We start from the raw sequence: 23747 nt of genomic DNA on the forward strand, positions 1-23747 counted from the left end.
TGACATGATATATTTTTTCCAGAAGCGCAAGGAAAGCTCAAATCTATATTTCTGGAGGGAATATAAAAATGGCTGTAAAAGAAAAAGTGGTTCAGGAGAAGCAGCAAATTGCTGAGATGATTGATGTGTTGGCAGGTAATGCTGCCAAGGCGTTAAACGAATTCCGCGTGTTTAGTCAAGAAATGGTTGATGAAATTGTCAAACAAATGGCATTGACTGCGCTTGAAAATCACAGATACTTGGCGAAACTCGCCATAAAAGAAACCCAAAGAGGGGTTTATGAAGATAAAGTCTTCAAAAATATGTTTGCTACCGAGATGATTTACAACAATATCAGGGATATGAAAACTGTAGGGGTGATCAGTGAAAACGAAAATGAAGAGATGGTGGAAATGGCAGAACCGGTCGGAGTGATTGCGGGTATCATTCCAATTACAAATCCGACTTCTACGGTCATTTTTAAATCGCTAATTTCACTAAAAACCCGCAATCCAATCATCTTTGCGTTTCCCCGATATGCACAAAAATGCTGTACTATTGCAGCCCAGCTCTTGCGGGATGCGGCATTGAAGGCCGGGGCACCAGAGAACTGTATCCAGTGGATTGAAACCCCTTCACACGAAGCGTTTCAAGCTTTAATGATACACCCGAAGGTTTCACTTATTTTGGCAACGGGTGGTCCGAATCTAGTAAAGGCTGCTTATAGTTCCGGAAAACCTGCACTGGGTGTCGGTGCCGGTAATGTTCCTGCTTATATTGAAAAAAGTGCAAATATTAAGCGGGCTGTCAATGATATTATCCTGTCAAAAACCTTTGACAACGGCATGATCTGCGCCTCCGAACAAGCTCTTGTCATTGATCAGGAAATTTATGATGAGGTACGAAACGAATTTATCTCCAATAATTGCTATTTCTTAAATGACGAGGAACGGCATCTGGTGGAACAGGTTGTCATTGACTCTAAACATGCAGCGTTGAATCCAATGATTGTCGGTCTTCCGGCCTATATGATTGCGAAAATGGCCGGTGTCAATGTTCCGGTCAATACAAAGATACTAGTTGCAGAAATCGAGGGTGTCGGACCGAAGTATCTCCTTTCATGCGAAAAATTAAGTCCGATCCTTGCCTGTTACAAGGTGAGCAGTTTTGCAGAAGGGCTGCTAGTTTGTGAACAAACGCTCGAATACGGAGGGCTGGGCCATTCGGCAGCTATCCATACCGAAGACAAGGATGTTATCGACAGCTTTGCTGTAAGAATGAAAGCGGGCAGAATCATGGTTAATGCACCGACTACACATGGGGCCATGGGGGATGTCTATAACACTTCGTTACCGTCACTAACCATCGGGTGCGGAACATATGGAGGGAACTCAGTGTCACAGAATGTTGGGGCAGCAAACCTGTTGAATATTAAAAAAGTACCGAAAAGAAGAACCATGACCCAGTGGTTTAAGGTACCATCGCAAATATTTTTTGAGAAAAACTCGATTCAAATGCTCGCAGCGATTCCGAAAATCTCGAGAGCGTTTATCGTTACAAGCGGAAGTGCGCTTTCGAACGGTTATGTCGATAAAGTTCAATATTATTTAAAAAAGAATACTAACAATGTTCTTTGTGATGTTTTTTGGGATATTGAACAAGAACCAAGCATCGATACAGTCATGGCAGGGGCTGAAAGGATGAGAAAGTTCCAGCCGGACTTCATTATTGCCCTTGGCGGCGGCTCGGTCATGGACGCGGCAAAAGCGATGTGGTTATTCTATGAACATCCTGATACAGATTTCAAGAGCCTGACTCAGAAGTTCTTTGACCCAAGCAAGAGGGTTGTAAAGTTTCCGGCACTTCGCAGTAAAGCGAATTTCATTGCGATTCCAACAACATCAGGCACAGGCTCAGAGGTTACATCTGCCTCTGTCATCTCTGACAAAAATGGCAATATAAAATATCCATTAGTCGATGCCCAGCTTACACCCGACGTGGCCATTGTCGATCCCCAGTTTGCCTTGACCGTTCCGAAACATGTGACGGCTGATACTGGCATGGATGTGCTTACACACGCGATCGAGTCATATGTCTCCGTTTTGGCAAATGATTATACGGACGGACTGGCCATGAAAGCTAGTCAGCTTGTTTTTGAATATTTGCCAAGAGCATATCGGGATGGAAGTGATGAACTCGCCCGTGAAAAAATGCATAATGCCGCAACGATAGCAGGAATGGCATTCGGGAACGCCTTCCTGGGAATCAATCATAGCCTTGCCCATGTGCTTGGTGCCCAGTTTAATATCCCGCACGGACGGGCTAACAGTATTATGCTGCCATATGTCATTCGCTACAACGCGATGAAGCCCAATAAGTTTATGACCTTCCCTAAGTATGAGCGCTTTATTGCAGATGAGCGGTACGCTGAAATTGCCAAAATGCTTGGACTGCCTGCAAGTACGACTGAAGAGGGGGTAGAAAGTTTAATTGGAGCCGTGATAAAACTGGCCAAAGAATTGGAAATGCCGCTGTCCATAAAAGAATACGGGGTAAATCAAGAAGATTTTGAAGGGAAAATGAATGACCTTGCCGAGCGCGCATTTGATGACCAGGATACAATCGCCAATCCAAAGATGCCGCTAGTGACTGAACTTGCCGAAATATATCGCCAAGCCTATAAGGGATTATAGGAACCACAGCCCTATTTCGATAGGGCTGTATATAAATCAAATTATCGAATTTTCTGTGAACATTAACAAATCGCATGTCAAAATTTGACTAAATTCCTAACAGACAATTCTAAAATTTGTTATAATTTAAAAAACTCTTCAAAAGGAGAGATTAACATGGAAAAAAAGGAATCTGAAAAACAACCAAAGCGAAAAAAACAAGCGGAAGCACCGGAGCAATCGACAGAAAGAGAAAATGTAGAATTAACAGCAGCAGATCAATCAGAAGAAAGGCCTAATGCTCCAGAAGCAGAAGAAAACTTGGACCAACAGGAAATAGCAGCAGAAGAAATCAATCAGGAACAGCTTTCAAGCCTTGATTTATTGTGGCGTCTTGCTTTTGGAGAATTAGATGAATGGGCGAAAGCCGCTGATTTTCGCGATGATGCATTCTTGACAGAGGCGAAGATTTTTGCAGAAGGAATTGAACGGAATCAGGCGAATTTGAAACAGATTTCCGAGAAGTTTAGCAAAGAGTTTTCTGTATGGGAACGGACCGCCCGTGAAGAATTTTTAATGTCCACCACCAGCCTGGCACACTTTTTCCCGATAAAATCTTATGAGGAAATCAATCAGCAAATTGATAAGATTCAGGAGAGGACTCTTTCGAGTCTAAAGACTCCTTGTCAAAATGTCATGAATCACCAGGGAGCGGAAAAGTATTTTGAAATGATTAACCAATACATCCTCCTCAGGAAAAAATTTAGATCACAATACTTAAAAACGGTGAAACAAGCAGGGAATCTGATTTATGAAAATCAAAAAGGGCTGGTCAATTTGGTTTCCAGACAGATTAAAACAATGATATTCCCGCTAAATAAATATCTGGAAAAGTCTGAAGAGCTTACCAAATCATAAACAAGGGGTGCAATCAACATGAGTAATGACAAATCATTTGACCCATTAATGGGTTATAAGCTGATAGGGGAAATGTGGGAAAAGCAATTAATGGGTCTCTTATTTAAGCTGACTGATAACAAAGAATTTGTCCGTACAGCAAATTTGGGACTTGACCTTCATTCACGATATGTCGAGCAATTAAAAAGAAATCAGGAGCTTATCGCGGCCGTTATGAATATTCCTACCAAAAAGGATGTCACCAATGCTGCGAAGCGGTCGATACAGGCAGAGGAAAAAATTGATAGTTTAGAAGAGTTAATATGGAGTTTGCAAGACGGTTTAGCGGAATGGAGCAAGGAGAATTTATCTTTCCTGCAAAACGTTGTAGACACTGTCAATCAGATGAAAACTGAATTACAAGAAACCAGATTAGAACTACAAGAAACCAAAAAAATAAGTGCCGATTTTCATGAATTGCGCCAAGGGATGGTTGATCTGAAGATTATGCAAGTAAACCTCCAAGAGATGAGGAAAGAGCTTGCCCAGTTGGATGACATCAAACAAGAACTAGCGGCCTTTAAGGAAATGGTTGGCAAAGAGAGTGAGAAAGAGAAAGAGAAAAAAACAAAAAAGGAAAAAGAGTTAGTTCTACCCGGGGCTGGCACTTCTAACTGACATGAAAGGGGGATATGACAATGAGTAATAGAGTATCAGCCAAAAGCTTTCTGCCGCAATTAAATTTAGAAAAAGAAACGAAAAGATGGAATCAGCTTTATAAAGTTATGACCGAGCCTAAGCCGGATATCAAACCTACACCGAGGGAAGTGGTGTGGAAGAAAAATAAAGGGACGCTTTGGTATCATCCCGCCAAGGAAAAAAAGTATGACATCCCGGTATTCCTGGTATATTCATTATTGAATAAGACGTACATTTTGGATGTTGGTGAGGGGAGCAGTGTAGTCGGGGGCCTTGTTGACCGGGGCTATGATGTGTACCTTCTTGATTTTGGTACCCCAGGTCTGGAGGATGCTGATATTACCCTCGATAATTATATTGTTGATTATTTGGAAACGGCCCTTAGACGTGCAATTAGGCACTCTAAAGCAAAAGAAATCTCGTTGATGGGTTATTGTTACGGAGGGGCGATGGCAGCCATGGTTGCTTCGATTACAGACCTCCCTATAAAAAATTTGGTACTGGCTGCAGTCCCAATCGATTTTAGTGTTTCGACTGTGCCGCAAAAATGGCTTGAAGGATTTCAAAAGGGAGAGATTAGCTTTGACCGTTTCGCCAATGCCTATGAAACACTACCTTCGGCGTTCCTTTATTTGATGTTTAAATTGATTACACCACTAGAAGGAACGAAGTATGTTAATTTGTTTAACCGGGCCCATGATGAGAAATATGTTGAAAAATGGCGCCGGATGGACAAATGGACGAAGGATTCACAGTCATTTGCTGGTGCTGCCTTCAAGCAGTTATTTAATGATCTGTATAAGGAGAACAAACTTTTAAAAGGCGAATTGATGATAGGCAGCAGAAAAGTAGATTTAAAGAATATCAAATGTCCATTGTTCGTATTCTCTTGTTCTCGTGACACCCTGGTAGCCGAGAAGCAAAGTCTGCCGATTATGGACCTTGTTTCAAGCGAGGATAAGACATATGAGGTATATGAAGGCGGCCATGTTTCGCTGGTGGTAACAGGTACCTTTGCCGAGATTATGGATCCATGGCTATCAACACGTTCGCACCAAAGTAAGGAAGTCCTCGTATAAACAAGTCGGCACTTGAATAAATTATTAACGGGAAGATTAAGGTGGGGGCCCTGTCTTCCCGATAATAAATAATTATCCAGCACATTGGTGTTGGTCGAGGAATCTACGCAGCAGGGTGTTGAACCGGTCTTTTGCCTCTAGTTTGGCGAGATGACCGGTATTCCTCATAATAATAAACTCAGAGTGCGGTATCAGCTTATGCATGCAGGCTTGAATCCAAACTGGAAGCACAGAATCATATTGTCCTCCGATAATAAGTGTTGGAACTGTAATCTTTGGCAGCAGTGACCGATTATTGACTTCAAGACAGGTTTTTAATGATTTTATAAACGTTTCGTGTTTTGGCTTAAATAGTTGGTTGAATTTTTCAACCGTTTCCTTGTTCCAGGAATAAAGCGCCATCCGGGACAAATACTCTTTTTCATTACCTGAAGCCGTGACAGAATCGAACTTTGCCTTGCGATTTTCAAATAATAATCCTTTAAGTTTTTCCGGAAAAAAGTGAAAGGTACTAACTAACATAAGAGATCGGCAGAGAGAGGGTGACTGGCGGTATATTTCCTGTGCAACGGCTCCACCCATTGACAACCCAAGAATGTGAGCGGTTTCAATATTGAGTTCGTTTAATAATGAAATGACATCAGCAGCGAAGTTTGGTATGGATATTCCATCGCTTCTAGTACACTCTCCGTGTCCACGGAGATCAGGGATGATTAATTCATATTGATCAGCCAGTTCATATTGATGCTGCCACCCCTCTTTTACTTCACCCAACCCATGGATAAGTACCAATGGTTCACCCCTGCCAAAATGCAAATAAGGAATCCCCGATTTACTTTTTTTCGCTTTTTCCATTTCACACCACCTTTTCATTTTTATTAGTGTATAACCAAGTTAATAAAATTGTAAACATTTTACTCCAACTTTTAGTAATATTTATTTCTAAGATTGACAAAATATTACCGATAGGTGTAAAATACATATAGGTGAGGTGATAAAGATATGGTAAACCAAGATAATCAATCAGTCAATCCTTCTAAAAATTTTGTGCTGCCATTTATTTTATTGCTTCTAAGCAAGGTTTCTCTACACGGATATGAACTTAGCCAGAAGCTTGAGTCATTCGGATTTAAGACTCTCGATCAGGGGAATTTATACAGGATGCTTAGACAGCTGGAAAAAGATGAGCTTGTTTCTTCTGAATGGGATACAACCGGGGCAGGGCCGGCAAAAAGAAGATATTCTATTACCCAAGCTGGTATTACATACTTAAAGGGCTATGCTAATCAACTGGAGACTTATCAATCTATACTTGATCAATTTTTCAAAATGTATACCAGTGTCCTAGAGCTCTATTTTCCTTCATTTCAAAAGAGGGATGGTATAGAGAAAGTCAATACTAGTAGGAGGAGGAAAGACGATGGCTCAGAAGAAAATGGAAACGGTACCGGAAGTTGAGGAAAAAGTAACTCCGGAAGAAAAGGGTTCGTTTGTCACAACTTTTTGGGATCAATACGAGCAATCCCGTAAACGTTCGGAAAAACTTCGTGAAAGCCGCGAGGATGCTTACCTAACTGCCATTAGGGAAGTGATCAAGTTCAATAAGCAATACAGAAAGTCTTTGGTCAAATTATATGATCAGACAAAAAAGACAAACAAAGAAGTGGTTTCAGAGGTTGTTCATCAGTTAAATGCCCGAAAAGAGGAAACCGAAGAAGAAGCAATCCCAGTCAATGCCAATGATCGGGAGGAATTAAAGAAACAGCTGAAAGAGGTTTCCGGTCAACTGGAGAAATTGGCGATAACACCAATTAAATCATTTGTCCAGATTGTCGAACAGCTGGAAGAAAATTTTGAAAAGAATACGGAATCTAATATTGCCTTTGCTCGTGAGCGCCGTAAAGCATGGCTTGAAGTGAGAAAGGAATATGTGAAATTAGCAAGGGACACTCACTTAAATCTAGTGGAACGCAGCAAAAATAGCTTGAAAGAACTTGTTAAAACCCGCTAAATCCGATTTGTAAAAGGAGTTTAGACACCATTGTTTTTCAACCAATGCAGGTTTAATGAATAGGGCCGCAATTTTCTGATAAAGGGAATTGTGGCTTTTTTGTTCTTGCCATAAGGACTGGTTAATGAGAAAATGGGAAAGTTGAAAATATTATTGCCAGTAAGGAGATTTACAACGTGGATTTACTAATGATAATAAAAGCAATACTATTGGGCCTTGTTGAGGGGCTGACAGAATTTGCCCCCGTTTCGTCAACTGGCCATATGATTATTGTTGATGATATGTGGCTTAAATCAGAGGCATTTTTGACAAAACACGGTGCAAATACGTTTAAAGTTGTGATACAGTTGGGTTCAATTTTGGCCGTAGTTGTCACATTTAAAGAACGATTTATCAATTTATTAAGTTTTGGACGCATGGCAAAAGCAGAAATTCAAGGTGAAGGACGGCTTAAATTATCTCAAGTCATTGTCGGACTTATTCCTGCTGGTGTTCTAGGGTTACTTTTCGAAGACTATATTGATGAACATTTATTTTCTACTGAAACAGTACTGATTGGTCTCGTTATTGGTGCTGTATTAATGATTGTAGCTGATGTTTTTGGGCCTATCCGGCCAAAAACACGGTCAGTGGATGAAATTACGTATAAACAGGCATTAATTGTTGGCTTGGTCCAGTGTTTTTCCCTATGGCCAGGATTTTCAAGATCCGGTTCCACGATTTCTGGGGGTGTGTTAGCGGGGATGAGCCATCGCGTCGCCTCAGATTTTACATTTATTATGGCCGTTCCTATTATGGCAGGCGCAAGCTTCATTTCTTTATTAAAGAACTGGGAATATATGACGATCGATGCCCTGCCGATTTTCATAGCAGGTTTTATCAGTGCTTTTGTGTTTGCCCTTTTCTCAATCCGCTTTTTCTTAAAATTAATTAATAAAGTTAGACTTATTCCGTTTGCCATTTATCGAATTTTACTGGCAGCCATCATTTATTTTGTCTTTCTATAACGACATTAAACAGTTTCCTTTAGGGGAACTGTTTTTTTGATTAAAAATATGGGCTTATACCTTTTTTTCAATTCTGGGTATTAGGGATATGTGTCTATTGCACATTTTTATCTAGGTGAATAGGATATATAGAATTCAGAAAAGGAGGTAATGTTAAATGTCAGGTGCAGTAGGCGGCTACGGTGCAGGCTTTGCCCTAATCGTTGTTTTGTTTATCTTGTTAATTATCGTTGGGGCTTCTTGGGTTATATAAAAAATAAGGAGGTAATAAATATGGCATTTGGATATGGCGGATTTGGTTACGGCGGTGGCTTTGGCGGCTGTGGTTACGGCGGCTTCGGTTATGGCGGCGGCTTCACTTTAATCGTAGTATTATTTATCCTGTTGATTATTGTTGGAGCAGCTTGCTACTATTAATTAATTGAAAAAATAAACCCGTCTGGCTAAACAGGCGGGTTTTTACTACTATATGGCAGCATTCAGTCTGCCCCAAACAATATTTTCGACTTCAAATCCCTCTAGTGTTTCTTTTTTTAATAAAGCATCAACTAATTGCTGATACTGAGGTTGATGGTCTGCAATCAGCTTTTCCGCCTTTTTAAGACCCGTGGAAAACAGTTCCTGCATTTTTGCTTCTTTATCCTGCTTGCTGAACATTAAGGTAAATCCATCTTGAAGCATCCCAATTTCAACCATTTGTTCAATAATATGTTTGGCCTGCTGCACATCGCCGCTTACGCCAATGCTATGTTCACCCAGAAGCAGTCGTTCCGCTACGCCGCCCGCTAAAACAAAAGCCACACGATCCAGCAAATCGCTAGTCGTCGATAAATGAAGTTCTTTTGGGATTGGGGCTACATAACCAAGTGCCTCCCCGCGTGGTATAATCGTTGCTTTTCTTACTGAACCTGGCTTCGTTAAGGACGCAACAAGGGCATGCCCTGCCTCATGGATAGCTACACGACGTTTCGTGTCAGGATCTTGAAGCGAACGGGATGTACTACCTAATATCGTTCTGTCAAGCGCATAATCTAAATCTTGCTTTTGTATCATTTCATGCTGATTGCGAACCGCATGACGGCTTGCAGTTTCAAACAGCGAATTTAATTCAGCCCCGGAGAAGCCTGAAGTACTTTCAGCCAATTCATCTAATGAAGCGAGAACATCCGGGGCAAGTGCCTTGCCTCTTGTTTGAATGTCAATAATTTCTCTGCGCCCTTTTGTATCCGGAAGTGGTACATGGAAGGAAAAATCGATTCTCCCAGGGCGGACAAAGGCTTCATCAAGCATATCCTTACGGTTTGTTGCCGCAATAAATAAAATGCCATCATTCGAATGGCCGCCATCCAACTGAACCAGCAGCTCAGTTAATGTCTTTTCCGCTTCTTCGTTACCATGAGCTTTCCGTCTGCCGGCAAGCGCATCCACCTCATCAATAAATATGACGGCAGGACGTTGTTTTCTTGCTGCTTGAAACAGGGAACGGACACGGCTTGCACCGACACCGACAAACAACTCATTAAACGCTGATCCACTTGCTGAATAAAATGAAGCATTTAATTCTCTGGCAATTGCTTGAGCAAGCAGGGTTTTACCTGTACCTGGTGGTCCGTATAACAAGATACCTTTCGGTGGTTTAATGCCTAATTTGTCGGCACGTTCCGTATCTTTTAAGGTAGTTAATGTTTGCAAAATTTCTTCTTTCATTTCCTCCCCTAGGCCGCCCACATCATTTAATGTAATGTCTGGCAGCGGTCGTGCTTTGGCTACACTGTTTTTCATGGAATTACCCGGGCCGAAGCCGCCCTTGGTTTTATATACGGCAAAAAGGGCTCCTGCGAGCAGGAGAAGGATGCCGCCCATCACCCATTTGCCGTAACGGCTGCTTGATGAAAAGGAATAGTTTATATTATATTGTTCTACAAGTTTTTCAATCATTTGGCTATTTGGCGGGATATGTGAGACATATTCTTTTTGACCAGCCTTTAAATACAGACTGCCATTTGTTCTTTCGATAATTGTTACAGCTTGTCCGTTTTGTTCTTTAACAATATTTTCAACAGATGAGAAGGGAATTTCAACTTCTTTATTTGATGATTGGATGGACCAGATGATTCCAGCGATAATGATCAGCAATGCCGCAAATAACGGAATGTATTTGGTAACGGTTTTTTTGCTTTGATTCATGTTGCATAACCTCCCATTAAAAGAGTCATATTTTATTATAATGGTATTTCCAGTAAAATGGATGTGGGAATCGGTGGAAGTTGGACAATAAAAATAGAGATGAAATATTGCAAACTGACCGCTTGCGAGATAAGATTGAAGTTATGGGCAAAATTTTTAACTTGTCAAAAGAGAGGACGAAAAGATGGGTAACGATTTGAAGAAAGAAGTGTTATCGCGCCGGACGTTTGCGATTATTTCTCACCCGGATGCCGGTAAGACGACATTAACCGAAAAATTATTATTATTTGGCGGAGCAATCCGTGACGCAGGAACGGTAAAGGCAAAGAAAACAGGGAAATTTGCTACAAGTGACTGGATGGAGATTGAGAAGCAACGTGGAATCTCCGTTACATCCAGTGTGATGCAATTTGACTATAATGGCTTTCGTGTAAATATTTTAGATACCCCTGGACACCAGGATTTTAGTGAGGATACGTATCGAACATTAATGGCTGTTGACAGCGCCGTAATGATTATCGATTCCGCCAAGGGGATTGAAGAGCAAACCCTTAAACTGTTTAAAGTCTGCCGGATGCGGGGGATTCCGATTTTTACGTTTATTAACAAGCTGGACCGCCAAGGCAAGCCGCCGCTTGAATTGCTTGCGGAATTGGAAGAGGTGCTCGGTATTGAGTCCTATCCAATGAATTGGCCGATTGGGATGGGAAAAGAGTTTCTCGGAATTTATGACCGATATTATAATCGGGTTGAACAATTCCGCGTGGATGAGAATGAACGCTTTATCCCTTTAAATGACGATGGAGAAATTGAAGGCGACCATAAGCTGAAAGACTCGGGTTTATATGACCAAACACTTGAGGAAATTATGCTGCTTGATGAGGCCGGAAACGAGTTTTCAGCGGAAAGAGTGGCAGAAGGAAATTTAACACCTGTTTTCTTCGGCAGTGCGCTGACCACTTTCGGGGTACAAACGTTTTTAGAGACTTATTTGCAATTTGCTCCGCCACCGAAGGCTCGTAATTCATCAATTGGTGAAATCGATCCGCTTTCAGAGCAATTTTCCGGATTCATCTTTAAAATACAGGCAAACATGAACCCGGCCCACCGCGACCGGATAGCATTTGTCCGGATTTGTTCCGGAAAATTTGAACGCGGAATGTCCATTAATATACCTCGTTTAGGGAAACAATTAAAGCTTTCCCAATCCACTTCCTTTATGGCGGAGGAGCGTAATACCGTTGATGAGGCAGTAAGCGGTGATATTATTGGGTTATATGACACGGGAACGTATCAAATTGGCGATACTTTGACTACAGGAAAGAGTGACTTCCAGTTCGAAAAATTGCCGCAGTTTACTCCTGAACTATTTGTCCGGGTTTCGGCGAAAAATGTTATGAAGCAAAAATCGTTTTATAAAGGAATCCAGCAGCTTGTTCAAGAAGGAGCGATTCAGCTATATAAAACGGTACGAATGGAAGATTATATCCTAGGGGCTGTAGGGCAGCTTCAGTTTGAAGTATTTGAGCATCGAATGAAAAATGAATACAATGCCGAGGTCTTAATGGAACGGCTTGGTTCAAAAATTGCCCGCTGGGTAGAAGATGATGCTGTTGATGAGAATCTGTCGAGCTCGAGAAGCCTATTGGTAAAAGACAGTTATGAACATTATGTATTCCTTTTCGAAAATGAATTTGCCCTAAGATGGTTCCAAGAAAAAAATCCAAATGTAAAACTTTATAATCCAATGGACCAACATGACTAAAAAGGCGGAATTTTTTCCGCTTTTTTATTGGGAAAAAATTTCTATCACCCCCATAACCAAATAGGGACACACGTAACTATTTAGTAAAAGCAATGCTTAACTCCAAAAGGCCAATTTCTATGTTATAATTGGTCGAATAGAGGTGAGCAAATGCTGGGTTTATTATTTATGGCCAAAAAGAAGAATCGGACTTTAGAAGAGACAGTTACCCTCATACAACAAGGTGATCAATCATTACTTAATGAGTTAATTGAAGCATATAAACCATTTATAGCTAAAACAGTATCCTCTGTATGTAGGCGTTATATCTATGAAACCGATGATGAATTTAGCATTGGGCTTATCGCATTCAATGAAGCAATAGATAAGTATTCACCTAAAAGAGGCAGTTCTTTGCTAAGTTTTTCCGAAGTGGTCATTAAACGACGAGTCATTGATTATATACGTAAGCAAACAAAGAACCAACATATTAGTATTGATATCACCAATGAATTGCAAGAAGATGAGTCGCCTGGTGCTGCCATCGTAAATGAGCTTTCGCTAGAGGAATTTGATAAAAAGAATGATGAACAGCTTAGAAAAGAAGAAATTCTTCAATTTCAAAACCTATTGGTGTCCTTTGGTTTGAGTTTCAGCGATTTGGTGGAAAATTCGCCAAAGCATGCAGATGCGAGGCTCAATGCCATATTAACTGCAAAAACATTAGTGGAACATGATGAATTAAAAACAATATTACTAGAAAAAAAGCGTTTGCCCATTAATCAGCTTGTGGAATTGGTTAATGTGAGCAGAAAAACGATTGAACGAAATCGCAAGTACATTATTGCGATTGCCTTAATACTTACAAATGATTATGTGTACTTGAAGGATTATCTGAAGGGGGTAGGAAGTTGAATCATGAAAAAAGGAATAGTTTTGGAAATTGATGATGGCTTACTTACGCTCTTAACCCCTGAAGGAGAATTCTTACGTACGAAAAGACAAGACCGGTCCTATACCATCGGTGAGGAAATAAGTTTTTTGCCAATGAAAAACGCAATGCAGCGAAAATTGTTCATCCATGTACTTAAAATGAAACCTGTATGGGTGGCGGCTGCGGCCTTAATCATAACGTTGGGATCCCTTTTTCCCATGTATCAGGGTAATCACGCCTATGCCTACATGTCAATCGACGTGAATCCTAGTATAGAACTTGGGATTAACAAAAAAATGCAAGTGGTGGAATTAACTGGTTTTAATGAAGAAGGCAGACAAATCATTTCCCATCTTGAAGCCTGGAAGAAACAGGATGTCTCGAAAATAACTGAATCCATTATCTCGGAAATAGAAAAGGAAGGTTATTTAAAGGACAATAAGCAATTAATTATTTCTACAGTACAAACTGAAAAGACGGAAAATCAGTTTAACAAGCAACTTGAAGCGAATATGAAGGAAATAAAGGCCGCTGTGAGCGAACAACAGGTAGAGTTAACTGTAGTATCAGGCACAGAAAAGGATTTGGAAAAAGCTCATGAGCTGGGGCTCACAACTGGAAAATATCAAACCAAAAGCTTCCATAAAGATAACGGAAAAGAAATATCGAACAAAAACCGTAAAAGTAAAGGGGATTCACCACAGGAGGATATTACTGCTGCACCACCTGGGCAATTGAAAAAGCAGGATAACCAAAGTCTCAATCTAGACAGTAGTACAGTTGAAACAGCACCACAGGCTGGTAATGGCAACGCTAATCAGACTGGTAGAGAAAATAACTCTGGAAATCCAATTCCTCCGGGCCAATTAAAGAAGATAGACGGTCAAAATGCAAAGCCAGGCAATGGCCAATTTAAAAAGATGGAAGAGCAATCGACAAAAAATAACTACGGGCAATTGAAAAAGCAGCAGAATCAAAATAATAATCCTGGAAAGACGAAGAAATCAACTCCTGATAACAATAAACAAAAGTAAAGTCCGGCTTCCGCCGGACTTTTTGCCATTTTATATGAAATTTTTATTGATTGTTTTGCCCGGCCATTTGAGCCTGTGCCTGCTTTACAAGTCGTTTTGTAATTTCGCCGCCCACGGATCCGTTTGCGCGTGATACGGTATCTGAACCCAATTGGACGCCAAATTCTTGGGCGATTTCATATTTTACCTGATCTAGGTACTGCTCAATGCCAGGTACTAATAATTTGTTACTGCTGTTTGCCATTTTTCTTTCACTCCTTTCCTTACAGGGGCTCTAATTCACCTCTGTAAAGGTAGTATTAAATGTTTGCCTTATTTTCATTAGTGGTAATGTTTGTTCAAACTGGTTATGAATTCAATCCGTCCCTTTGCTGACATCCTTAGTTGGATGCATAAAGGGAGAAGCTTGAGGTTTGCGTTTACTTTCAAGCAGCTCACGGTTCTCCGTTGTATTCCAACCGATATCATTCGTTGGATGAACCCATTCATCGCCAGACATGATCGCAGGGTCCGTTTCCTCTGACCAGTTTTCCAACGGGGAGTTTTCCGAGGCATAAAGGCTATCACCAATCACAACCCCATGTTCATTGACAAATGGAGCTTGCATTTTTATTCCCGTTCCTTCAAAACTCGGAGCGTTGATTTGGTGCGGCATGGTTTCATCAATACTTACTTTTTTCTGCGCTTGTTTTTCCTTGTCCATTATAATCACCCCTGTTTTACCTTATTTTTCTCCTAATTAACCATAATATTTATGAAAAATAAGGAAACGAATGTTTAAATTCAATTTGATTAAAACTATAAGCGTAACAAAATTTTAAGGGGGATTACTGATGGCGAAGCGCAAAGCAGAATTTGATGCAGTCGAGAAATATTCGAAAACACCAAAGAAAAATATTCAAGAGAGTGAATTCTCGGCGGAATTTACCGACAACAACAATGCCATTAGATTTCAAAATCGAAATTCAAAACAAGGACAAAAGGGTAGAAGCTAAATGGCAAGCCGTCGAAAGACTCCGCCAAGAATTCCGATTGAGGAATTCAGTGTGGAAATCGGGGATGTTAATGGTATACCGCTAAAGGAAAAGAGAAAGTGGTTCAGTAAAAAAGCATCAAAAAAATAAGCCTGGATATCCGGCTCAGATTGTCGAGAAATGGGTGTTTTTTCTCGGCAATTTTTTTGTGAATTAAAATAAGGCTTTAGAGAGCAAGCTTTGTAAACATAGACGGACGAATTCCGCTTATTTATAAAATTGGACTGAAAAAAGCTTAAACATACTAACATTAGTAGCACAAACCAAGGCCATGGTTTGTGCTACTATTTTTTTATAGTAGAAGTGAAGGAAGGTCGATCCGTCTATGGGACCATGTAAGAGTCCGTATCTTAAACAGACCAACTTCACACCCTTGTTTGAATCAGTTTAGTATGTTGGGTCCTAGAGACCGTGTATAAGAAAATGGAATCGATAAGGCACTGTGAAGACTTCTATGATTGGTTATAAAAGGAGAATATTTATATGAAACATGTCATCGCTCTTGATGTAAGTAAAGGGAAAAGTACCATTGCCATTTATGATGGTTATAGACAATGTGAATTTGAAGGGGAATTGTATCATACACGCATTGATTTTGAGCAGCTACACCTTCGTATTAAGGAAATAACAGCTCTTGATGGACAAGCCCCCGAAATCGTATTTGAGGCGACGGGTGTCTATTCAAAATCAGTTGAAAAGTTTCTACAGGATCACGGACATACATACTGTCGCATGAACCCGCTTGAAGCGAACCTACAAATGGCTTCAATGCGTCGACACAAAACTGATGTTAGCGATGCCCATGAGTTAGCGAAAACCCACTTCAAATTGGAACGTGAAACGACGTATGTGCAGAATGATTATTATGAACAGATGCGGGCGATTACTCGTTATTATGACGAGATTGAAGAGGAATTTATCCTTTTACGCAATCGTATGCATGCCATTTTACATATTTCATTTCCAGAGTTGGAACGACTTATTACACCGAGTTCAGCCCTATTTTTAAATTTTGTGCAATTGTATCCACATCCAACACTATTATTAGCTCATTCAAAGACAATTATTAAAAATCGTTTAAAAAGCAATACACGAAAAAAACTTTCACTAGAACGTGCAGAGAAAATAGCCATCGTGTTATTAGAGGCTGCGAAAAATTCATATCCTGCCATTGAATCAACGGATATTCGATGTAATCAAGTACGCGATTATGCCCAACGTATTGCGGATTTAATGGAAAAGAAAGACCAGCTTGTGAAACAAATGGTTATGATGTCTGAAGGAAGAAAGGAATATACCGTATTACGCTCTTTTCCAGGGATTGGTGATACAACAGCGTGCAGGCTTATTGGCGAACTAGGTGATATTCGCCGATTTAAAAACGCGAAACAACTGAACGCTTACGTTGGCATCGATATTATGCGCTATCAATCTGGCAATACACAATACCGTGATCGTATTAATAAACGAGGAAATAAGAAGCTACGGAAGATTTTATTCTTTATGATTTGTACGATGATTATGGCCAAAGGTAAGCCTAATCATTTAGTAGACTATTATTACAAATTAAAAACGCAACCTCAGAGAAAGCCTCATAAGGTCGCGATTGTGGCGTGTATCAATAAGTTTCTGAAAGTGACGTTTCAGTTACTGACACACGGCATACTTTACGATTATGAGTCCGCACTACCAGCTCAGAAATCGTAGCCAAGTTTATATTCACTATAGCACACTGACCTTTCGAAAAAAAGAATATCGTGAGGTCTTTTAGTCATGGAAAAATTTAGATGTATTTGGGAGGGGTACCCCTCCCAAATACATCTAAATAAAAAAACACAAATGATTAACTGAAATACACTTGACTAATCGTAAGAAATAGACGGACAATTTCCGACTATTAACTCCAAAAACGGAAAAAAGGATGATTTTGGCCTACTTAATCGGAAAATCTCCGCTTATTTGCCCCGAAACAAGCTCCATTTTCCGCATAACCGGAAAATCTCCGCTTATTAAAATAGAGCGGAAATCAACAGACATATCGAATAGGCATCACGTTAATAAAATTGAATTCATTAATCAAAAAAAGGCTGTCGAAAGTTTTTCGACAGCCTGAGCCGGATTAATCCGGCTTTTATTGTGCATTAAAGGAATAGACATGTGTATTTTGATTGGCGGAATCGAAATAGGTCAATAAATAGCCGGGGTGGTTGTCAAGCTCTCCGGTTTCTAGGTATTTCGCTAAATCAAAGGTAAGTAATTCAAGTACCGTATGCTTAAATAATTCCTGCTCATTCAGTTTAAGCTGGGAAAATTGCTTCCCAAGCAGCATTGGCGATTCAGAAATGAGCTTGTAGATTTTCGCCCGGTCATTTTTTTCCATTACCTGATCCCACCAAGGCTTCCTCGGCTTATACTTATGGTTTTTCAGATAGTCATACTTCATTAACCCTATGACAATATCCAAATCTTCAATTGATCTTTGTTCCAGGAACGAGAATAGGCGAAGGAACAAGTCTTCAAGTTGATGGCCAATTCTAGACCAGCCTTGTTCATCCCAATACGAGCCAAATTCCTGAAAGAAATCAAACGGAGTCGAAAAAACATGGGTTACAAGATATTCTACAGTTGTATCCATCCGATGGTCATTCCAATATTTCTCCAACACATCCTCAACCTGTTTTATCCTGACAATATCATCAAAAGACAAAACATTATTGCTTAGAATTTCGTAAGGAGAATGATCCATGTAAACATAATCATGCTGGGCTGCGCTAAGCCTTACCCCTGTGCCGCGCAGCATTTTCAAAAATCCCAGCTGCAATTCTTCCGGCCGCATTTCAAAAACATCGTTAAATGTTTTCCGAAACGAGCTATAGTCTTCTTCGGGAAGACCGGCAATCAAATCAAGATGCTGGTCAATCTTCCGACCTTCTTTTACCATCGTGACCGTTCTTGTCAGTTTGGCAAAATTTTGTTTTCGCATGACAAGTTCGTTTGTAAAATCATTGGTGGATTGGACGCCAATTTCAAAGCGGAATAGGCCTTTAGGAGCCTCATGATTCAAAAACTCAATAACTTCAGGGCGCATAATATCAGCAGTGATTTCAAATTGAAAAACAGTGCCAGGCAGGTGTTCATCAATTAAAAAGTGGAACATTTCCATTGCATAGCTGCGGCTAATATTAAAGGTACGGTCGACAAACTTTATTGTTTTTGCGCCGTTTGCCATCAAGTAGCGAATGTCCTCCTTAATCCTTTCGCGGTCAAAATACCGAACACCAACTTCAATAGAAGAAAGGCAGAACTGACAGCTAAATGGACAGCCGCGGCTTGTCTCAATATAGGTAACCCGTTTGCCTAACTGTGGGATATCTTCAGGGAAACGGAATGGGGAAGGCAGCTCTTTTAAATCGAGTTTATTCTGTTGAGGTGTCATGACTATCTTACCAGCACTGTCACGATAGGCAACACCAGGAACAGTTTGAAAATCACTGGAGGCTTCCAATTCAGTAAGTAACTGTTTAAATGTTTGTTCTCCTTCACCCATTACAATAAAATCGATATCCTGATATTTCTCCAGCCACTCCCGTGTATCGTAGGACACTTCAGGTCCCCCTAAGACTATTTTTAGCTCAGGGTCTATTTTTTTAAGCATATTGATCACTTTCAATGTTTCCTCAATATTCCAAATGTAACAGCTAAAACCAATAACGGCGGCCTTTTGTTGATGAAGATCGGAAACAATATTCAAGACTGGATCCTTGATAGTATATTCTTTGAGTTTCAAATCAAATTCCGGAGCGGCGTATGCCTTTAGACACCGTATCGCCAAATTAGTATGGATGTATTTAGCATTTAGAGTTGCAAGAATGACCTTCATGATAAAGCTCCTTTTACAAAAATAAAACAATATATTATTATAACTTATTTTTGCCGTAATAGATAGTAGCCAAACCTTTGCAATACTTAACCTAGAAGGTCCCCTTAAACATAACGCTGCAGTTCACATTAGCATCACAATAACAGCTGTTATATTACAAGTGAAAAACTGTTATATAAATAGAAAGTTTGATTTGGTAATAAATTTTTCAAAAAAATATGAAGTGTTTCATATTTTATTTGCTAATGTTTGATTTTTGTCACAGCTAATAAGTTTTAAAGGTCCTACAATAATTTTGGAAGTTAATTTTTTATGTCTTTTTCGTGTAGTTTTTTTGAACGAAGTGAGGAGGGACATTATGTCTATTTTACCGAAAAAAAATGATCTCGGATTCTATGAAATCCGTCTTGAGTCGATTGGTGGTTTAGGGGCAAACCTGGCCGGGAAAATGCTTGCCGAGGCTGGCGTCCTAAGTCTTGGGTTAAAGGGGTCGAACTTTTCATCCTATGGTTCGGAGAAAAAAGGTTCTCCAGTAAAAAGCTTTATCCGCTTTTGTGATCCCGATGTAGAAATTCGTGATCACAGTCCAATTGAACAGCCGCATGTTGTTGGTGTCTTTCACGAAGCATTGTATAAAACAGTGAATGTCGCCAGCGGATTGCCTGCTGATGGAATTGTCCTGGTCAATACAACAAGAGATTTTGATGAAGTAAAGAAGGATTTGCGGCTTGAGTATGGAACGTTAGCCATTGTCGACGCGTTGACTATTGCCGTAGAGGAAAAAACAAAAGTAAATACTGCGATGCTTGGGGCATTATTTAGAATTTGTGATTTCCTTGATCCAGACGCGATGAGAAATGTTATTCGTAAGACATTTGAAAAGAAATATCCGCATTTGGTTGAACCGAATATTCGTACCTTTGACCGCGGATACAATGAAGTTCAATTCAAATCCTATGAAGTTCCTGCCGATGCTGAAGGGAAAGCATTTGTTCGTCCACAGCCACAGCTAGGGTTTCTAACCCAAGAACTCGGTGGTGTGATTACGACGCAGGCAAATAGTATTTTAAAAGACTTAAGCGGTTCGAGACAGGGGTTTCTTCCTGAATTTAATCGTGAAAAATGTATTGATTGTGCTGCCTGTGATAACGTGTGTCCAGATTTCTGTTTTGTTTGGGAAGAGGGAGAGGACAAACGCGGCAGAAAGCAAATGTTCCTTAAGGGGATTGATTATCAATATTGCAAAGGCTGCTTAAAATGCGTAGAGGCATGTCCAACAGATGCGCTTAATGACCTTCGTGAAATGATTGGCTATGCCGATGGGCATCGCGTAAAGCAAAACTTTCCATATGCAGCAGTAGGAGGTAGTTTATAATGGCTATTTTAGAAGATAAATTGACTTCCAAAGGGGTTGCCGAACAGGTTTCAACCTTTGAATCTGGAAATGAAATGGCTGCAATGGCGGCGGCACAAATTAACTATCATATCATGGGCTACTTCCCAATTACGCCTTCAACAGAAGTAGCACAATTTTTGGATCAGATGAAAGCTCGCGGCGAGCATGACATTAAACTGATTCCGGCTGATGGTGAGCACGGGTCAGCAGGCATTTGCTATGGAGCAGCTGCAACCGGCGCTCGCGTGTTCAATGCGACTAGTGCAAATGGTTTCTTATATATGATTGAACAATTGCCGGTCCAGGCAGGAACCAGATTCCCAATGGTTATGAACCTGGTCACTCGTGCGGTCAGCGGCCCGCTTGATATCCGCGGCGACCATTCCGACCTTTATTACGGCTTAAACACGGGCTGGGTGATTTTGACGGCAAAAACTCCTCAGGCTGTTTACGATATGAATATTATGGCATTAAAAGTAGCAGAGCATTCAAAAGTTCGTCTTCCGGTTATCGTTGCTTATGATGGATTCTTTACATCCCACCAGAAGCGCAGAGTAGAATACTTTAAAGACCGCCGTGTCGTTCAGCAGTTTGTTGGCGAATGTCCAACCGACTATAATTTTATCAGAGATCCGAAACAGCCGGTTACTGTCGGTGCCCATATGAACGGTGAGGATTTAATGAATAACCATTTCCAACAATCTGAGGCGATATATAACGCTGCGGAGGTATTTAGGGAAGTTGCTGCTGAGTATGCAAAGCTGTCAGGAAGAGAATACCCTGTCCTTGATTTATATAAAATGGAAGATGCAGAAGTTGCTCTATTCCTAATAAATTCTGCAGCTGAATCTGCAAAGGATGTCGTTGACCAGCTTCGTGCTCAAGGAATAAAAGCAGGGGTCATCAGCCCTAATATTATTCGACCATTCCCTGCCAAGGAAATCCGTGAAGCCTTGAAAAATGTAAAGGCATTATTGGTTGGTGAGCGTGCCGATTCTTACGGTGCCCATGGCCCTAATTTAACTCATGAAGTGAAATCTGCACTTCAGGATGATAAGAACAACCAGACTATTGTACTTAGCCGCGTATTCGGTCTTGGCGGCAAGGATTTCTATGCTAGTGATGCACAAGAATTTTTTAATATGGCGATTGACGCGATGGAAAAAGGCTATGCTGAGAAGCCATTTGACTACTTCGGTGTTGTACCGGGTAATCCTGAAAAAATCCTTAAGCCTGTTATTACTCCGCAGCATGGAGATGTTTATAAATCTGGTTTAATTGATGTCAAGATGGATGAAGAAACAAATAAGTTAAAGGTCAAAATTCCACCACTAAGAATGCTTACAACCAAGCCGAAACGGATTGCATCCGGGCACGGAGCTTGCCCTGGCTGCGGTATTTTCGGCGGACTTGAACTATTTTTTAAAGGAATTGAAGGCGATATTGTTACATTATTTCAGACTGGATGTGCCTATGTAACAACCACTGCCTATCCACACAGTTCTCATAAACAAACGATGATGCATAACTTATTCCAGAATGGTGCGGCCACTCTATCAGGAACAGTTGAAGCATTTATGGAATTAAAGCGCCGCGGGGAAATTAATGTCTCGGATGATGCGACATTTGTAATGATTACTGGCGACGGCGGCATGGATATTGGGATGGGTTCGGCAATTGGTACGGCTCTAAGAGGTCATAAATTGATTATGCTGGAGTACGATAATGAAGGCTATATGAATACCGGTTCACAAATGTCTTATTCCACACCTCTTGGACATATGACGAGCACATCTGGTGTTGGAAAAACACAAAAAGGGAAGTCCTTTCACCATAAAGATACTGTTCAAATCATGGCAGCAACCAATATACCTTATGTGTTTACTGGTTCTGAAGCATTCCCGCAGGATTTGGTCAAAAAAGGTGCCAAAGCCCAGTGGTATGCACAAAATGTTGGACCAGTTTACGGGAAATTGTTAATTACTTGTCCGCTAAACTGGAAATCCGAAGATCGCTACGGAACAAAAATTCTAGAAGAAGCTACAAACTCTTGCTTCTTTCCGCTTTACGAGGTTGAGCAAGGGGTAACGAGCATTACCTATAATCCTGAGGATAAGAAAAAACGCGTTCCGGTTACGGAATGGTTTAAGTACATGGGTAAGACAAAGCATTTATTAAAAGAAGAAAACAAACATTTAGTCGATGAATTTGAAGCTGAAGTCGAAAAGAGATGGCAGCGTCTTAAAGCTAAGCATGAAAATCAATGGTTATAGAGATATAAACGCAAGCAGTCAAGGGCATCGCGCCCCTGGCTGCTTGCGTTTGTTCGGGAACTCATTTATAAAAATCCGGTTTGCGATCGGCAAAGATTGGGATTTGGCTTCGGATTTTCTTTACGAGATCTAAATCTATTTGTGCTGATAGAACTTCCTCGGTATCACCGGCCTCTGAAAGCACTTCCCCCCATGGGTCAATCACCATCGAGTGGCCGGCAAATTGATTATTTGGATCGCTTCCGGCTCTGTTGCAGGCTATGACATAGCATTGGTTTTCGATTGCTCTTGCCGTTAACAAAGCCCGCCAATGCGATAAGCGGGGGGCAGGCCACTGGGCAACAACAAACAACACTTCTGCTCCTTGTGAAGTATGGGCAGTAATCCATTCCGGGAATCGGATATCATAGCAAATAACGCCGGCAAAACGACGATTATCCAACGAAAACAATCCTTTCTCACTGCCTCCCTCTAAATAAAGATGTTCGTCCATCAGCTTGAATAAATGCAGTTTACTATATTGGCAAACAAGCTCGCCTTCACGGTTTATGATGAGAAGTGTATTTTTCACTCCACTATCACTCCGGGTGGCAACAGAACCGCCAACAAAATGAACATGATATTTCTTTGCAGCTCTTTGCAGGAATTGGGTGGTTTGCAAGGCTTGGGGGTCGGCAATTTCCTCAAGTCTTGTTAAGTCATAACCAGTTGTCCAAAGCTCTGGGAGGACGATGATATCCGGGCACATCGCCGCAGCTTTTTCAATCATTGCTTCTGCCTTATAGTAATTTTTATTTGGATTCCCAAAGGCAACGTCCATTTGTAAACAAGCAATTTTAAAATTCAATTTTTTCTCTCCCTCATAATTAAATTCAGAATTTTCCCTTTACAAGCTGTTATAAAAGTTATATCATTTTTGAC

The 23747-nt window shown here is 40.6% G+C and carries 23 protein-coding genes; 17 read left to right on the forward strand and 6 right to left on the reverse strand.

Going from position 1 to position 23747, the window contains the following annotated elements; translation table 11 throughout:
- The first annotated feature begins 68 nt into the window (after positions 1-68).
- The 4 genes from adhE to ACZ43M_RS08975 all read left to right on the forward strand — a co-directional run bounded on the left by adhE (position 69) and on the right by ACZ43M_RS08975 (position 5326).
- A complete protein-coding gene (gene adhE / locus ACZ43M_RS08960) occupies positions 69-2672 on the forward strand; it encodes a bifunctional acetaldehyde-CoA/alcohol dehydrogenase (RefSeq protein ID WP_464507060.1) in 2604 nt (867 codons plus the stop codon).
- A gap of 156 nt (positions 2673-2828) precedes the next feature.
- Positions 2829-3569 carry a hypothetical protein gene (locus ACZ43M_RS08965; protein WP_464507061.1) on the forward strand — a complete coding sequence of 247 codons (741 nt, stop codon included), beginning with the start codon at positions 2829-2831 and terminating at the stop codon, positions 3567-3569.
- A gap of 18 nt (positions 3570-3587) precedes the next feature.
- Positions 3588-4226 (forward strand): hypothetical protein, encoded by a 639-nt coding sequence (locus tag ACZ43M_RS08970; protein ID WP_464507062.1) that lies wholly within the window; start codon positions 3588-3590, stop codon positions 4224-4226.
- A gap of 20 nt (positions 4227-4246) precedes the next feature.
- Positions 4247-5326 carry an alpha/beta fold hydrolase gene (locus ACZ43M_RS08975; protein WP_464507063.1) on the forward strand — a complete coding sequence of 360 codons (1080 nt, stop codon included), beginning with the start codon at positions 4247-4249 and terminating at the stop codon, positions 5324-5326.
- Positions 5327-5398: 72 nt separating this feature from the next.
- Here ACZ43M_RS08975 and ACZ43M_RS08980 read toward each other — a convergent pair whose 3' ends face one another.
- Positions 5399-6181, reverse strand: a complete 783-nt coding sequence (locus ACZ43M_RS08980; protein ID WP_464507064.1) for an alpha/beta fold hydrolase — start codon at positions 6179-6181, stop codon at positions 5399-5401.
- A gap of 147 nt (positions 6182-6328) precedes the next feature.
- On the opposite strand from ACZ43M_RS08980, the gene phaQ reads away from it, so the two are divergent.
- The 5 genes from phaQ (at position 6329) to ACZ43M_RS09005 (ending at position 8761) form a co-directional block, all read left to right on the forward strand.
- Entirely contained in the window at positions 6329-6784 is a 456-nt protein-coding gene (gene phaQ / locus ACZ43M_RS08985; protein ID WP_464507065.1) for a poly-beta-hydroxybutyrate-responsive repressor, read from the forward strand.
- Positions 6747-7337: a hypothetical protein gene (locus tag ACZ43M_RS08990; RefSeq protein WP_464507066.1), complete on the forward strand. Its 591-nt coding sequence runs from the start codon at positions 6747-6749 to the stop codon at positions 7335-7337. The genes phaQ and ACZ43M_RS08990 overlap by 38 nt, the downstream gene beginning before the upstream one ends.
- A gap of 176 nt (positions 7338-7513) precedes the next feature.
- Positions 7514-8344, forward strand: a complete 831-nt coding sequence (locus ACZ43M_RS08995; protein WP_464507067.1) for an undecaprenyl-diphosphate phosphatase — start codon at positions 7514-7516, stop codon at positions 8342-8344.
- 157 nt (positions 8345-8501) lie between these two features.
- Complete coding sequence (locus tag ACZ43M_RS09000; RefSeq protein WP_464507068.1) at positions 8502-8597, forward strand: YjcZ family sporulation protein; 96 nt, start codon at positions 8502-8504, stop codon at positions 8595-8597.
- 20 nt (positions 8598-8617) lie between these two features.
- On the forward strand, positions 8618-8761 hold the full coding sequence (locus ACZ43M_RS09005) for a YjcZ family sporulation protein (protein ID WP_464507069.1): 144 nt from the start codon (positions 8618-8620) through the stop codon (positions 8759-8761).
- Between the two features lie 48 nt (positions 8762-8809).
- On the opposite strand, the gene ACZ43M_RS09010 is transcribed toward ACZ43M_RS09005, so the two are convergent.
- Positions 8810-10531: an AAA family ATPase gene (locus tag ACZ43M_RS09010; RefSeq protein WP_464507070.1), complete on the reverse strand. Its 1722-nt coding sequence runs from the start codon at positions 10529-10531 to the stop codon at positions 8810-8812.
- A 184-nt stretch (positions 10532-10715) separates the two neighbouring features.
- On the opposite strand from ACZ43M_RS09010, the gene ACZ43M_RS09015 reads away from it, so the two are divergent.
- The 3 genes from ACZ43M_RS09015 to ACZ43M_RS09025 all read left to right on the forward strand — a co-directional run bounded on the left by ACZ43M_RS09015 (position 10716) and on the right by ACZ43M_RS09025 (position 14243).
- Positions 10716-12296 carry a peptide chain release factor 3 gene (locus ACZ43M_RS09015; RefSeq protein WP_464507071.1) on the forward strand — a complete coding sequence of 527 codons (1581 nt, stop codon included), beginning with the start codon at positions 10716-10718 and terminating at the stop codon, positions 12294-12296.
- A 150-nt stretch (positions 12297-12446) separates the two neighbouring features.
- Complete coding sequence (gene sigI, locus ACZ43M_RS09020; protein ID WP_464507072.1) at positions 12447-13190, forward strand: RNA polymerase sigma factor SigI; 744 nt, start codon at positions 12447-12449, stop codon at positions 13188-13190.
- Positions 13191-13193: 3 nt separating this feature from the next.
- Entirely contained in the window at positions 13194-14243 is a 1050-nt protein-coding gene (locus ACZ43M_RS09025) for an anti-sigma factor domain-containing protein (RefSeq protein ID WP_464507073.1), read from the forward strand.
- Between the two features lie 43 nt (positions 14244-14286).
- Here the strand turns inward: ACZ43M_RS09025 and ACZ43M_RS09030 are convergent, their stop codons facing one another.
- Together ACZ43M_RS09030 and ACZ43M_RS09035 are read right to left on the reverse strand one after the other, a co-directional pair.
- A complete protein-coding gene (locus ACZ43M_RS09030) occupies positions 14287-14487 on the reverse strand; it encodes a small, acid-soluble spore protein, alpha/beta type (RefSeq protein WP_464507074.1) in 201 nt (66 codons plus the stop codon).
- A 111-nt stretch (positions 14488-14598) separates the two neighbouring features.
- The gene (locus tag ACZ43M_RS09035; RefSeq protein WP_464507075.1) at positions 14599-14946 is read right to left on the reverse strand and encodes a DUF3905 domain-containing protein; all 348 of its coding nucleotides are present in this window, start codon (positions 14944-14946) and stop codon (positions 14599-14601) included.
- 130 nt (positions 14947-15076) lie between these two features.
- On the opposite strand from ACZ43M_RS09035, the gene ACZ43M_RS09040 reads away from it, so the two are divergent.
- From ACZ43M_RS09040 to ACZ43M_RS09050, 3 genes are all read left to right on the forward strand, one after another.
- Positions 15077-15238, forward strand: a complete 162-nt coding sequence (locus tag ACZ43M_RS09040; protein ID WP_464507076.1) for a hypothetical protein — start codon at positions 15077-15079, stop codon at positions 15236-15238.
- Positions 15239-15367, forward strand: coding sequence for a hypothetical protein (locus ACZ43M_RS09045; RefSeq protein ID WP_464507077.1), 129 nt, complete (start codon positions 15239-15241; stop codon positions 15365-15367).
- Between the two features lie 393 nt (positions 15368-15760).
- Entirely contained in the window at positions 15761-16984 is a 1224-nt protein-coding gene (locus ACZ43M_RS09050; RefSeq protein WP_464503521.1) for an IS110 family RNA-guided transposase, read from the forward strand.
- A 424-nt stretch (positions 16985-17408) separates the two neighbouring features.
- Here ACZ43M_RS09050 and ACZ43M_RS09055 read toward each other — a convergent pair whose 3' ends face one another.
- Positions 17409-19157, reverse strand: a complete 1749-nt coding sequence (locus tag ACZ43M_RS09055; protein WP_464507078.1) for a B12-binding domain-containing radical SAM protein — start codon at positions 19155-19157, stop codon at positions 17409-17411.
- Between the two features lie 358 nt (positions 19158-19515).
- On the opposite strand from ACZ43M_RS09055, the gene ACZ43M_RS09060 reads away from it, so the two are divergent.
- A complete protein-coding gene (locus ACZ43M_RS09060) occupies positions 19516-20532 on the forward strand; it encodes a 2-oxoacid:acceptor oxidoreductase family protein (RefSeq protein ID WP_464507079.1) in 1017 nt (338 codons plus the stop codon).
- Entirely contained in the window at positions 20532-22826 is a 2295-nt protein-coding gene (locus ACZ43M_RS09065; protein WP_464507080.1) for a thiamine pyrophosphate-dependent enzyme, read from the forward strand. The genes ACZ43M_RS09060 and ACZ43M_RS09065 overlap by 1 nt, the downstream gene beginning before the upstream one ends.
- A 61-nt stretch (positions 22827-22887) precedes the next feature.
- Here the strand turns inward: ACZ43M_RS09065 and ACZ43M_RS09070 are convergent, their stop codons facing one another.
- Positions 22888-23673, reverse strand: coding sequence for a carbon-nitrogen family hydrolase (locus ACZ43M_RS09070; protein WP_464507081.1), 786 nt, complete (start codon positions 23671-23673; stop codon positions 22888-22890).
- Between the last annotated feature and the right edge of the window lie 74 nt (positions 23674-23747).

The sequence above is a fragment of the Neobacillus sp. B24 genome, assembly GCF_055381825.1.